Source organism: Elusimicrobiota bacterium, assembly GCA_028718185.1.
Lineage (GTDB): Bacteria > Elusimicrobiota > UBA8919 > UBA8919 > UBA8919 > JAQUMH01.
On the sequence record JAQUMH010000001.1, the window covers coordinates 716,630 to 731,140 of the forward strand.

Below are 14,511 nucleotides of genomic sequence, written 5' to 3' on the forward strand. Positions count from 1 at the left end.
TTACTTTTTTTCTATCTTTTCTGTTACTATATAAATATCGCGATTATTGCTAACGGCAAAATAATGGAACATTGTAGTACTGTCCCACACTATCCCGACCTTGTTGACAAACATGTTATAATCGCTGCCTTTTTGTTCATCCAGTACTATAAAATACTGGTTATACAATCCGGCAATATACGCCACGTGAATACTGTCCGAACTGAACGATATTGCATCTTCCTTTATAAATGTATATGTCTTGCCGGGAGTTCCGTCCACTACAACACACAAACCATTAAACCCCTTTGCAACATAAGCAAGGCGTTTGCTGTCCGGACTGAATGTCAATGAATTACTCTTAATATCATCATACTGTCCCTGCGGGGCACCATCAAGTACTACCATCCATTTGCCATACTGGCTCGCGATATAAGCAAAATGATTGCCGTTCGGACTGAAAACAAGCGAGTCCGTCTTAATATCATCATAGGAAGTATCGTTTTTATTGTCCCGGTAAATATGCGGTCTTCCCTGAGAACGAACAATATATGCAATATGCATGTTGTCTGTACTGACAACAATGCCTTGCATTGCCAAACTAATGACAATCGATTGGTCAAGTGAACCGATTACTTTATCATTATCCCGTACTATGCGAATTTCTGCTGTTTCTGCGTACATTGACATTGCTACAAACAACATAAGTAAAAGTATTTTTTTCATTTGAGATAACCTCACATTTTATTATTATTTCTTGCTATTTTGTTTCATTTGTTTTATTATTTCCTGGGTCAGTTTAGAAGAAGCATCTTGCGCTGCCAAAGTAAGATTGGCACCGGAACCTGACGCCGATGCACTCCAAAGCAACTCGCCTGTTTCCACAGACACAAGCCGTACTGACATCCCTATACTTGCAGGTAAAGTTTCAACTTTGGGAACCAAATAATCAATACCGGTATAGCTGTAACCGGTAACATAATTCTGCGTGGTTGCGGTTGTAGTGTTCCCGTCATGTGCTACTGTCGTTGTTTGTCCGAATATGGGTTCAGTCTGCTGTTGAGGCATATTAACCATGACCGTCTGTTCACGAATATTCGAAAAATTGGTGAGACTTCCGAATGCCAACGCGTCAACCCCCAAAAGTTTGCCTATTTTACTTATAGTAGCCTGGTCAAACCTTGAAGGATCCAAATCCTGCTCTTTGAGGATTTCATTTATCTGGCGGCGCTCAATTAGATTATAGCCTGCTCCTAAAAGATAACTTTCAAAAGTACTTGCTATAACTTCACCTGAACCGGGATATGACGGATAATCAGTAAAATCAATTAACGCTATGCGATTTATAGGATGAAGATAGTAGCTTTTATTGAAAAAAACTACAGCACGGGGTGCACACGCAGAAAACCCTAACATTAATAGAATAATGAAATAATTATAGCGTATTTTTGAATTAATAAATTTATTCATGATATTGTTTAACCGTAGGAACAAATGATTCCGCACGATGTTTAGCTTCATCAATTTGCGGTTCAGACATAACAGCTTTTAATCTTTTTAAACTTTCTTCAGCCGGCTTATCGTCATGTGCCGAAGCCAAAATATACCACTTGTATGCTTCAACCAAGTCCTTATTAATACCTAAACCCCGTTCGTAAAGACGCCCGAGTTTATATTGTGCAAATGAGCTACCTTGAAATGCAGATTTACTATACCACTGAAACGCTTCGTCGTATTTTAGCATGGTGCCGCGACCTGTTTCACACATTACTGCCAGATTCTGTTCTGCAAATGCGTTTCCTTTTTCAGCAGCTTTACGATATAACATAACAGCTTGATTATAATCACTCTTTACACCCAGCCCGTGTTCATAAAGAAAACCAAGATTATTTTGAGCAAAAGAATTATTCTTATCAGATGCTTTTTGATAATATTCCTTAGCCTTGCGGTAATTCCTGGCAACACCCTGGCCATTAAAATACATATTACCCAAGTTGCACAACACCATTGATTTAACCCGATTGTGAGCATTCGCATTTTCTGCTGCAGTATTGTACCATTCAAATGCCTGATTATAGCTCTGATTAACTCCATAACCGACATAATAAAGATAGCCCAAATTGTTTTCTGCTGTTGCATTTCCCTGCGCTGCTGCTTTTCGATACCATTCTATAGCTTTATTATAATCTTGTGAAACACCACGGCCATGTTCATACATAATAGCAAGTCCGCACTGGGCTTCAGCATTTCCCTGTTCTGCTGCAACAGTAAGAAGCTTTACGGCTTCATCGTAATGTCCTGAGTCATATGCCATCTCGGCGTCAGAAACAGAATCCGAAAGAACTTGCAGATGAACACATAATAATAACAGCGTAACATAAACAATAAACAGATATAATCGCTTTATCATAATTTTAATTCTTAATACTCGTGTTTATTATGGCGTTTTCAGATTAAACTTACTGCAATTTGCTTTTGTTTTTGTTCAATTTTAACTTTTCCTTCTTTCGCCAACCAGCCTAACGCCATATAAAGATTCTTATCATCTAAACTAGTTCCATTTTTTAATTCATCCAGATTAGATTGACCTTTTGTATGGAGAACTTGCCAAACCTTTCCTGCATTTTCACCAACAACCGGAATCCACATTTTGTAATACCTCCTGCGTAAAACTGTCTGCTTCTTTATCGTATCCAATTACACAATATCATAGTGTTGAACACGTCATTTAATTATCGCTATCTATTAGACCTCTAAAGTAACAAAAATGTTACACTTTTTAACTTGTTAATTCCCTGCGGCTTGCCGCAGAGATATTTAATAATAAGTTAGGCAAAGTTTTGCTTTGCAGCTACAAACCAATTGATATTGTAGCCGCAGAGCGTTAGCTCTGCTAAACATTGAAATTCCTGTACATTAAATTTACATGAACTGAACTTTTCATATTAATTATGGTGTTTTTCAAATCGGGACAAAACGATATAGACACAAGGAACCACATATAACGTCAGTAAAGTTGAAACAAACACACCACCGATAATTGCGATAGCCATGGGAATCCGGCTCTCTGCCCCGGGACCAATTGCCATTGCCGCCGGAATTGCACCGGCAATGGTAGCCACCGAAGTCATCACTATGGGACGGAAACGGATTGGACATGCTTTCAAGAGTGCTTCACGAACAGACATTGTCCCCTGTGCCAGCGACTGTTTTGTAAAATCAACCAGCAATATGGAATTTTTCTTTACTATACCCATAAGGAGTATCAGCCCGATGATACTGTAAATGTTAATCGAACGGTGAAAAATAAATAAGGCGATAAGCGCACCGGAGACACTAAAGGGCAACGCTACCAATACGGAAAACGGATCTATAAAGCTATTAAACTGAGAAGCAAGTACCATATAAGCTACAAAAATACCGAGCACGAGTACCCAAAAGAGACTCTTCAGGGATTCGGTAAATGTTTGCGAGCTTCCGCTTAGGGTAATATGGTAATCCGGCGGCAGCACCCGCTTGGCGATATCATCTGCAGCTTGAAGCGCACTTTGTTGTGATTGTCCCGCCTTAACGTTAGCATAGACGGAAATAGAACGTTCCCGCTGGCTGCGCCAGATTGACACCATAGACGATTTTTCTTCCATAGTAACCATTTCCGACAGCGGAATTAGTTCACCATGGTTGTTGCGGACAAAAAGATTTTTAACTTTATTCAGCGGATCTTCTTTGCTCTCTTCCAGTTTCAAGCGGATATCATAACGGTGGCCTCCTTTCTCATATGTTCCGGCAACCACACCGCCTATCATTGCATTAACCGTTTCTACGATATTAGCTATACTTACCCCGCGATCAGCAGCTTTTTTGCGGTCAGGTAAAACGTGGAGTTCCGGCATACCGATGGCATAATTGGTGTCCAAGTCAGTGACCAAACCGGTCTTGTCCATCTCATCCATCATCAGTTTAGAATACTTTGCCAGCTGGTCCCAATCAGGACCTTGAATCATGAATTCAACAGGAAAGCCGCGTGAAGCCGAAAAGGTTCTTGAAGAAAGGTCCTGTATCACCGCCCGAACATCCGGTATTTTATTAAACTGTTTTCGGCAGAGTGCCATAAACTCCTGCTGGCTTAGTTCGTGTCCCGCTGCTGAATCCACCCCGCGATGTCCGCGTTCTTTCATTGTCACAAGTACGCTGCCGCTGTTAGAATCTCCGGGAGAACCTCCACCCACCTGCAAAACATATCGGTCGACCTCGGACCGGACTGAGAGAAACTTTTCTACTTCGCTGAATTTCATGTCGGAATAAGAGAGAGCGGAACCGACAGGAGTTTTGAGCCGTACATTAAAACGGCTCTGGTCCTCATTTGGAATAAATTCTTTATTAAGTATCCAGAAAGTTGAAAAACCAAGTCCAAAAACCACTAATGCACCGAACATCACTTTCCACCTGTTATTCAAAGCCGATTCAAGCGTTCGTGCATAAAATCGCGTGGTTTTCTGCATCAGCATTTCTATCATTTTACCAATCCGGGTTGTCCGTTCCCCTACATTCACGAACTGAGAGCATCTCATCGGTGTCAGAGTCAGAGCTTCCAACAACGAAAGCAGTACCGCCACCGTAATCGTCACACCAAACTGGAAGAAAAACTTTCCTATCACCCCGCTCATAAATGCCACAGGCAGGAAAATAGCCACTATGGAAATAGTGGCGGCAGTAGCGGCAAATGTAATTTCCTTTGACCCGTTGAGCGCAGCATTAAATTTATTTTCACCTTTTTCCTGGTGCCGGATGATATTTTCCAAAACCATTATGGCGTCATCAACAACTATCCCTATAGAAAGACTAAGAGCGAGTAAAGTAAAAGTATTTAAGGTAAAACCCGCAAAATAGAGAACAATAAAAGTGCCGATGACGGACGTCGGGATTGCCAATATAACATTCAAAGTAGAAGACCATGAGCCGAGAAACATCCAGCAAACCAGTGCCGTGAGAATAGCCGAGAGCAAGAGTGTAAAATTGAGTTCCCTGACGGCTTGCTCAATATAATGGGTGCCGTCAAAATTCACTCCCAACTTCATACCAACAGGAAGCCCCTTCTGTATCTGGGCAACTTTGACTCTTACGGCTTTGGCAATTTCGACTGCGTTGGACCCGCGCTGCTTGAGAATTCCAAGTCCGACACAGGGTGTTCCCATAGCGCGACTAATCCGTATTGTGTCTGCCAAACCTTCTTCTATCCTGGCTACCTGGTTAAGATGTGTTCTGACATAATTCGGCTGACCTCCGCGCTGATTGATAACGAGATTATTAAATTCTTCTATGCTGCCGGCTTCACCCAAAGTTCTGACATTCAACACCCGTTTGCCAATTTCGAGCTGCCCTGCCGGAGATTCCATGTGCTCATTCTGAATGGTATTAATAACGTCATTCACCGTTAATTCGTAGCGATTAAGCTGCTTCTCAGACACCCAAATACGCAGGTTTGGATTGGTGTAGCCATTCAGAGTAATATCTCCGACACCTGCAACTGATGAAAATTGGTCTTTTATACGGTCACTAACATAGGACATTAAATATCTGAGGGGATAGCGGTCGCTTTCCAGGGTCAGCAGCATAATAGGCTGGTCTTCTGGATTGGTTTTGCGGATAGTGGGCGAACTTATGTCTCTGGGAAGTCTCTGCAGGACCGAGTCTACTTTTGCCTGTACATCCTGGACGGCAAGATCTATATTACGGTTGAGCTCGAATTCAATAGTAACCGTTCCTTCGCTGTTTTCCGACTCTGATGTTACACTGCGCACACTCTGGATGCTCATAACCGCGTCTTCGATAATATCGACGACCGATGTTTCTATCACCTCAGGAGCCGCCCCTTCTAAACGAACATTGACGGATATCACCGGAAAATCCACGTCAGGAAGCTGACTTATCCCCATACGCATGAAGGAAATACCTCCGAATACGATAAGGGCTGCCATGAGCATCCATGCAAAAACAGGACGGCGTATAGACAAGTCAGATAAGGTCATAGTTTTAAACTCACTAAAATAATATCTTACTTTTTCTCGATTACAGTTAGCTATGTTTACCTTTTATCATATAACTTCAATTATACAATCTACATAATTATTTAATAAGTATATCTCAATGCTAACCCCAAATCACCACTATTATTAATAATAGGTGATAAATTTAACGCTTCCTGCCAATTATTTTTATCAGAATTTTTTGACTGACTATTCTTATTTACGATTGTCCTACCACCTGCCACTGCAATCTTTCCAAAATAATATCCTATTACTAAAGCCAGTGGATAATCACTCACCCAATGAACACCGTTGTTTAGCATTTGATAACCGAGTATTGTCATTAACGTATAACCCAACGGACGAATATACTTATGTTCGGCATAGTTATCAGCTATTACAGTAACAGTCATCATAGTTGTCGCTAAATGTCCGGAGGGAAATGCGTCGTAGTTAGGCACACATTTAAGATATTTCTTTTGATTAGGGAATAAATCCCATTTACCGCCATCTCTGGTAGCCTTACTAGGACTTTGTCTGCCAGTAATATGTTTTAGAAATTGAGTAACAAGTGTTGTTGTTATAAGACCTTCAGCCAGTTGACTGGATGTCTGTAATGCTCTGTAATCATTTTTTACAATTCCATAACCAAGAAATGAACCCGTAATTATAGTTTGTGGCCACCCATCGCCAATAAAATAAAACGCCGAACCGATATCTTTAGGTGATCTGAAAATCGGAATACCCCGTTCACTTAATAAAATTTTCCAATTATCGCTAGGCGGAATATTTAATTGTTTACCAATCTTTTTAGCTCCATCAACAACAGGCTGATCTACGGCTACTAATAATGCCGTTGCAGAAAAAACAACTCCCATTGTAAAAACATTTTTCTTCTGAAAAGCATTTTTACTACCAATAGATAAATCTTTAGGTGTGTTAGTAATAAAATCAAACAACTTTGGCTTATTATAAATAAAATCAGTATCTTTATTTATATGATAAACCATAGCCGGCTCAACATATTGAGAATCTTTTTCGTGTTTACCAATTATACTATTCGAATCTTGAGAATAAATATTATTAAAACTTAAAATAGAAACTAAGATTATGATGTTTATTATTAATTTCATTTAGTGTGCTGTCTCATAAGTCCCTTTACATTTGTCATTGCGAGTGAAACGAAGCAATCCCGGTTTCCGCCCGGGACATGCTTCATGAAACAATATAGTTTTCTGAACCAAAAAGTGAGATTGCTTCATCTCGGAGTTTATCCCGACTTTCGTCGGGACTCCTCGCAATGACAATCAAATGTCAAAAAGCGTTAGCGACACTACACTATATACTCTAAAAAAATATAATGCGTTAATGCTAAATGTAATGTAATATTGCCTCTTACTATAATCAAATTTTATCATTTTCTTTTAACTTTTCAAGATTAACACTGTTTGCTTAACTGAAATACTTTTTAAAAAGCAGTGCCTACCCGAATTCCGTTTCCCAACCAGTAGACATCTAATTTATGGTTTGAACTTTTTACTGAATTGTAGCAGCTTATAACAAGTTTTGCAGACAGTGTCCCGAGCAATGCTCCGCCAACCACATCGGAAAACCAACGCTGGTCTGTGTATATTCTTCCCAAGGCAGATTTATTTTTCCTTATCTTTCTTTATGATATTCCCTGATTCATCCATAATTATTTTTTTACTAATAAAAAAACAGCCCCTTAAACAAACTTTATAGTTCGTCGTATTATCCCGGGTGATTTTTTCAGCTCTTTTAATTTTATATTTTGAATAATTTTTTGCTAACACAGCTTTTACAGGTACCGGCAGACTATTTACATCTATACTTTCCATAATCTTAAAAACAGTGCCGTCGGAATTGTAAGTAACTTCTTTTTTCTGGGAACCTTCTTTACCTTCAATCTCGTAATAAGTAGTAGTACCTTTTGTCCGCATTTCCCCTTCTTTTATTACCGCATTCGGATATGCAGTTTCAAATGATTTTATTATAGAATCCGGGACATTTTTTACACAGCTTTTCTTTGGCTGCTTTCCGGTTTCCTCCGCATTCGCGGAAAAAACAAAAAGAACAATCCCAACAAAACATAAAAACAATACACCAAACTTTTTCATACTCATCTTACCTCCTTTACGACTTTATAACTCTATATGGATTATTTCGACTTAAAACCTATAAGCAAATCCTGCACCGGTTGGAGTAATAAATTTCCCATTTCCAATTTTTATAAAACCCCATTGACTGAGACTCCAATTAATTATTATGTCTGGAACTTTATAGTTGTAAATATACAACAAAGTCGATTAAAATAATGTTAAAACAAGATTAAAATATTCTAATTCTAATGTTTAGTAACACTAAATTTGTCATACCTAAAAAACAACCGGTTTATATTCTGCTTATCACTTGTCCTGTCTGTCTTTCTTGCATATCTCACTACAAACTTGTTTTCCATCCATTAATGCCGGAGGCAAACCACCTCCCGGATGAAGCCATTGCCCTGCCATCCAGAAATTTGAAAGTCCCGGTATCTTATACGGGATTTTCTTTCTTACCTGTTTGGCATTTGGCCAAAAACCTTCCCATCTGCCTTTCCAGACATTAGTATATCTCTCATAAGTTGCCGGGGTCGCCACATCAACCGCTTCTACTTTTTCTTTGATGCCGGGAAACCTGTTATTAATTGCTTCTATAGTTTCTTCTGCAATTCTTTTTTTCTGCTTATCATATTCTGCTTTATTTTCATTCCTTAAATTAGCCCAATAATCATAGTCAGCCGGGAGCATAACCGCAACGGGTGTCTTGCCTGCCGGTGCCAGTGAGCGGTCAAAATTAAGTATCCTTAAATGCAATTCTCCTGTGGATGATTTCGGGTCTGTTATTATTTTTTTCTTAAGAATAAAACTAATCATAGGGGGTTCGTTCTTAAACTCGTCCGCCACCCCGAGCGATACCTGACAGGTTGCAGGAAAAAGTTTCCATTTTGAATATGCTTCTTCTATGAGCGGTGTCTTATATTTCCCGCCGAGCATCCTGTAAATGGTGTCGTAACCGTCTGCGGCAGAAACGATATAATCTGCATTGCAAATTTTCCTGTTTTCAAGCCGAATCCCGGTAGCTTTGTTGTTTTCTACAATTATTTCTTTTACCCGGGAATCATAGAATATTTTTCCGCCAAGCGACAGATATTTTTTCTCAATTCTTTTTGCAAATTCGAGAGACCCGCCAATAACAAAACCATTAGCTTTTTTTGCCATATAACCCAGCATCATTACGAGCATAGACGCACCGATATCGCCGTCAATAATTCTAAGAATCGTTTCCCTGATATCCGGATTCCTGAATCTTTTAGCATAATCTTTTATATCCATACCAAAAAGTCTTATAAACATTAAAGCGGTTCCTGCATTGGAAATTAAAAAACCCGCCAACCTAACGATATACCCAACCATATTTACATTATCTGCAGGAAACTGCAGTCTTGAAAATAATTTTATAGCGCGGATAAATCTCTTTATTTCTTTTTCATCTTCGCCCGAAAGAGCAAGCATTTCCTTCTCAAGTTTTTCCGGATCGGTGTATATGGAAATTTTCCTGCCTGAAGAAAGTTCAACCACGGAATAAACATCGTACTCTACGACTTTGGTCGTATCATCAAGGGCACCCACTTCCCTCCAGAGGTCATGGAAATAACCGTCAGGTGACGAGCCCATAAGCCAATTTATGCAGCCGTCAAAAACATAACCGTTTCTCTTCCACGCAGTACACACACCTCCGGGTAGTGAGTGCATCTCATATATTTCCACCTCATATCCGGCTTTTTCGAGATTTATTCCCGAACACAGTCCTGTAACACCGGCACCAATCAAAATAACTTTTTTATTACTCATATATTTCTCCTCGCTTTAACTTCTACCATTTTGAATATTTTTCTTACCAAACCCTTACCTGTAAAATTTTTTATAGGGTGAAAGAGAATAAAAAAACCACCTGTTTGTCACCGGTAGCTCTATAATAAAAACAATCTCATTAGTTTTTAGATAATTCTTTTAATGCTTCGTGAATATCTTTCATGTGTTTGCGGCTTTCAAAGGTAGACAAGAGACTGTAAACACACGGTACAACAAACAATGTAAGAAGCGTGGATAGCAGCACACCTCCGATAACAACTACAGCCATCGGAACGCGGGTTTCTGCACCGGGACCGATTGCAAGTGCCGGAGGTATAGAAGCTGCTACTGTAGCAAACGATGTCATAATGATAGGTCTCAAACGCAACGGACAGGCATTCTTTAACGCTTCTGTTACACCCATACCGCTTTCCCGGCGCTGGTTAGTAAAATCCACAAGTAATATAGAATTTTTCTTTACAATACCCATTAGAAGAATCATTCCTATGGCACTGTAAATGTTTATAGACTGGCCTGAAATCAACAAAGCAATTACTGCTCCTGATATACTAAATGGTAAAGCGATAAGCACGGTAAATGGATGTATAAAACTGTTAAATTGTGTTCCAAGCACCATATATGCTACAAAAATACCAAGAATCATTGCCATGTACAGACTATTGAAAGAATCCTTAAATGTCTTGGCACTACCGGAAAAAACAATTTTATATCCGTCAGGAAGCAATTTTTTTCCTATAGACTCAATCACTTTCAATGCTTCGCCCTGCGACTTGCCAAGTGCAAGATTTGAATAAATACGTATAGCACGTTCGCGGTCTTTGCGTGTTATTGAAAGAAGCGTCGGTCTCTGGATTATGCTTACAACATCGGAAAGGCTTACAAGTTCCCCGCGATTATTACGAACCCATATTTTTCTTATGTCTTCGACATTTCTCCTGTCTTTTTCAACAAGTTGTATCCTAATATCGTAACGCCGCCCACCTTTGGAATATTTTCCCGAACGGACACCTCCGATAAGAGCATTTATTGTATTTCCTATAGCAGAAATACTTACAGCCCTGCTCGCAGCTTTCTGCCTGTCAGGGACAACATTAACCTCGGGCATTCCCAGCACATAATCTGAATCCACATCTACCATCACTCCGCTTTTTCCCATCTCTTCTTCTATTTTATTACTCAGCTCACCGAGTTTACTCCAGTCTGTTCCGCTTAGAGTAAACTCTATAGGGAAACCACGTCCTCCGCCGAGACTCATCAAAGAAGGATCCTGAATGACAACTTTTACAACTCCGGGTATTGTTTTGAGAGTTTTGCGTAATACAGGCATAAGTTCCTGCTGGGTGAGAGGTCGTCCCTTCTTTTTATCCACAGGTCGCTGTTTCGGAGGTCTGAGTGTAAGCATTATTTGTCCGGTATTGACTGTATCACCGCCGATATTGCTAAAATACGCTTCTACTTCGGGCTGCTTTGAAATTAATTTTTCTACTTCCTTAAACACATTGTCCGTATATCCTATTGAAGAACCTACATTAGTTTCTATCCTTACCATAAGACGGCTTATTTCCTGAGGAGGTGAGAATTCTGCTTTTACTAATTTAAATAAAAATAACGAACCGATAAAAAGGGTTGTTGATGCAATTATTACCTTCCACCTGTTTTCAAGACACCAGTCAAGCAGGTTTTTATATGTATTTTTCAGCCACTCCATAAATCTTTCCATAGCTTTGCCGATACCTGTGGTATGGCCGACTACGAGAAATTGTGAACAATACATCGGGGTAAGCGTTAATGCACCAAGCAGTGATATCATTACTGCTACAGAAATTGTTATACCGAACTGCATGAAGTATTTGCCTATAACATCTTTCATGAAAATAACCGGAACGAATATAGCAAGTATCGCTATTGTCGCTGCAATAGCTGCAAATGTTATTTCCCGGGCGCCCTTGATAGCAGACCTCACTCTTGTCTCGCCTTCTTCCCGGTGGCGTGTAATATTTTCAAGCATCATAATAGCATCATCTACCACAATCCCTATTACAAGCGAAAGTCCCAGCAAAGTGAACATATTCAGCGTAAAGCCGAGCACATACATGACAAACAACGTTCCGCATATGGACATCGGAATTGTAAGAAATACATTAAGTGCAGAACTGAGTGAACCAAGGAATAACCAGCATACAAAACCGGTAAGCAAAATAGACAATATCATTACAAAATACATATCATTTATTGAATCTCTTATAAAATCCGTCGTATCAAAACGCACGGCGAGGTCAAGCCCCTCCGGTAGATACTTCTGCATTTGTTTTATTTTTGCTTTTACATCATTAGCAACCTTAACGGAATTCACACCGCGCTGTTTCCTTATACCAAGCCCTACTGTGTTCTTTCCCATCGCCCGTGATAACCTGCGGACATTTTCAGTCCCTTCTTCAACATCAGCTACATTACCTATCGTAAACTTCTTCCAGAGTGGCGAACCTTTACGCGATGGTATGATAATGGACTCAAATTCCTTTACCGAAGCCGCCTCTCCAACCACGCGGATATTCATTTCATTTCTACCGGTATCAATATAACCGGCAGGGACTTCTGCATGTTCGGATTGTATCGCTGCGGTTATATCATCAACGGTAAGCTCGTCATCACGCATTTTTTCCGCATTAAGCCATACCCTCAAATTAGGGTCGGCAAATCCGCCAAGGAAAACTTCACCTACACCCGGAATAGTTGCAAACTGGTCTTTCAGGTGATCGCGGGTATATTCCATCATATAGTTTACTGGCTTATCTCCGGATAATGAAAGCCATAATATCGGCTGGTCTTCAGGATTACTTTTAGATATCGTAGGAGTGTCAATGTCGCGTGGAAGCGAGTGCTGTGCTCGAGCCAGACTACTCTGAACCTCCTGCAACGCAACATTTATATCTTTACTTAAATTAAAACTGACAGTTACTCTTGTGCTGCCTCTGCGGGAAGAAGATGTAACTTCCTGAACACCTTCTATACCCATAATAGCATCTTCAATAGCATTTGTAACTTCTGCTTCCATAACTTCCGGCGCTGCTCCCTCCCATCCGCAGGAAATTGAAAGAACGGGATAATCAACATCCGGAAGCTGACTTATACCGAGACGGAAAAAAGCGACCATCCCGAACACAATGATACCTATAACTACCATCCATGCAAAAACCGGATTTTTAATTGAATTATCAGATAAAGACATAATTTTTTACCTTCCTATTTCATAACTGCTATATCGAGCATTGCTTTGTCAATTTTAACCTGTATAAGTGTCTTGTCCATGTTACGTTTAATATCCGACATTGTTAACAACGCCTGGATGACATCAAGATTGTTTACAAGTCCTAATTTGTAATCCCCTAATTGTAACTGGTAACTTTTTTCAGCTTTATCATATGCTTCTTTATAAGCTATCGCCTGGTTGAGTGATGAAACAAGTGACTTATGCAGATTAAGCACTTCTGCTGTTGCATCTCTTAAAAGAAGCGACAAATTGTTTTCTAATTCCCGCTGACGTGCAACTTCTTCATTTATTTTACCGCGCAAAATACCGCCTTGAAACAACGGCATATCTAATGTTAAAAGTGCATCCCATTTGCCGTCATCAGACATACTTCCGGTACGGGATGTATAATATGAACCGTCAAGATTAACGGTAGGCAATAATGCTCCTTTGACAATTTTAACTTCTTCAGATTGAATTATTACATCTTGACGGACAGATTCTATATCCGGTCTGGATTTTACTGCTTCAATATAATTTTCAACTAAACCCGCTTTCTCCACCGAGGGTGTATCGTCAATAAGATTAATATCTGCTGAAGCTATCCCAAGCAGACGTGAAAGAGTCTCATTTGCTTCTGACTGGTCGCCCTTGATTTTTTCATATTGTGCATTAAGATTTGCTATTTGAGATTCCATCGCTAAAATTTCACTTTCTCTTGATTTACCAAGACGCGCTCTCTCGTTTAATTCTGATAATCTGTCTTGCATAAACTTCAAAGTATTTTGAATGTTGGTTATATCTGTTTCTATTTGAATTATAGAATAAAAAGATTGAGTCACATCTAACCTAAGTATCCGGCTGACGTTTTGATATAAAAATTCTTCTTTGCGAATATCAGCTTTTGAAAGTGTAACTGTATTCGCTTTTCTGAACCCGTAAAATAATGGCTGATTTAATGTAAAACGTGAATTTGCACCTTCACCGTCATACTCTCCATTAACAGTATCCCTGTAGAATTTTGAATATTTAAACCTTATATCAGGTAAAATATCTCCCGTAGATTGCTTTAATCTTTGTTCCGCCTGAAAACGACGTTCTGACTGAACTTTAAGTTCGTAACTTTGTTTCTGTGCTATATCGAGACATTGCTGAAGAGTCAAAGCTGGAATCTTGTTTTCTTCACCAACGATACACGAAGCAGTTAAAATAAAACAAAAAAATAAAAAATAATGTTTTTTCATAATTGAATTAGTTAATGCCGACCAAGGTCGGCAACTACATAAACTTTGTAGTGGCAGAGCTTGCTCTGCCTACATAT

The 14,511-nt window shown here is 39.6% G+C and carries 11 protein-coding genes; all 11 read right to left on the minus strand.

Annotated elements, in window-relative coordinates; all coding sequences use genetic code 11:
- Complete coding sequence (locus tag PHE88_03520) at nucleotides 1-705, minus strand: hypothetical protein (GenBank protein ID MDD5686886.1); 705 nt, start codon at nucleotides 703-705, stop codon at nucleotides 1-3.
- Nucleotides 706-729: 24 nt separating this feature from the next.
- Nucleotides 730-1,449 carry a CsgG/HfaB family protein gene (locus tag PHE88_03525; protein ID MDD5686887.1) on the minus strand — a complete coding sequence of 240 codons (720 nt, stop codon included), beginning with the start codon at nucleotides 1,447-1,449 and terminating at the stop codon, nucleotides 730-732.
- Nucleotides 1,442-2,389 carry a tetratricopeptide repeat protein gene (locus PHE88_03530; protein MDD5686888.1) on the minus strand — a complete coding sequence of 316 codons (948 nt, stop codon included), beginning with the start codon at nucleotides 2,387-2,389 and terminating at the stop codon, nucleotides 1,442-1,444. Before PHE88_03530 ends, PHE88_03525 begins: the two co-directional genes overlap by 8 nt.
- 38 nt (nucleotides 2,390-2,427) lie before the next feature.
- Nucleotides 2,428-2,628: a winged helix-turn-helix domain-containing protein gene (locus PHE88_03535; GenBank protein MDD5686889.1), complete on the minus strand. Its 201-nt coding sequence runs from the start codon at nucleotides 2,626-2,628 to the stop codon at nucleotides 2,428-2,430.
- A gap of 296 nt (nucleotides 2,629-2,924) precedes the next feature.
- Complete coding sequence (locus tag PHE88_03540; GenBank protein MDD5686890.1) at nucleotides 2,925-6,008, minus strand: efflux RND transporter permease subunit; 3,084 nt, start codon at nucleotides 6,006-6,008, stop codon at nucleotides 2,925-2,927.
- A 101-nt stretch (nucleotides 6,009-6,109) separates the two neighbouring features.
- Nucleotides 6,110-7,138: a phosphatase PAP2 family protein gene (locus PHE88_03545; GenBank protein ID MDD5686891.1), complete on the minus strand. Its 1,029-nt coding sequence runs from the start codon at nucleotides 7,136-7,138 to the stop codon at nucleotides 6,110-6,112.
- A 335-nt stretch (nucleotides 7,139-7,473) separates the two neighbouring features.
- Entirely contained in the window at nucleotides 7,474-7,647 is a 174-nt protein-coding gene (locus PHE88_03550; GenBank protein ID MDD5686892.1) for a hypothetical protein, read from the minus strand.
- A 7-nt stretch (nucleotides 7,648-7,654) separates the two neighbouring features.
- The gene (locus PHE88_03555; protein MDD5686893.1) at nucleotides 7,655-8,143 is read right to left on the minus strand and encodes a hypothetical protein; all 489 of its coding nucleotides are present in this window, start codon (nucleotides 8,141-8,143) and stop codon (nucleotides 7,655-7,657) included.
- Nucleotides 8,144-8,431: 288 nt separating this feature from the next.
- Entirely contained in the window at nucleotides 8,432-9,919 is a 1,488-nt protein-coding gene (locus PHE88_03560; protein ID MDD5686894.1) for an NAD(P)/FAD-dependent oxidoreductase, read from the minus strand.
- A gap of 139 nt (nucleotides 9,920-10,058) precedes the next feature.
- Nucleotides 10,059-13,169: an efflux RND transporter permease subunit gene (locus PHE88_03565; GenBank protein ID MDD5686895.1), complete on the minus strand. Its 3,111-nt coding sequence runs from the start codon at nucleotides 13,167-13,169 to the stop codon at nucleotides 10,059-10,061.
- A gap of 14 nt (nucleotides 13,170-13,183) precedes the next feature.
- On the minus strand, nucleotides 13,184-14,434 hold the full coding sequence (locus PHE88_03570) for a TolC family protein (protein ID MDD5686896.1): 1,251 nt from the start codon (nucleotides 14,432-14,434) through the stop codon (nucleotides 13,184-13,186).
- Between the last annotated feature and the right edge of the window lie 77 nt (nucleotides 14,435-14,511).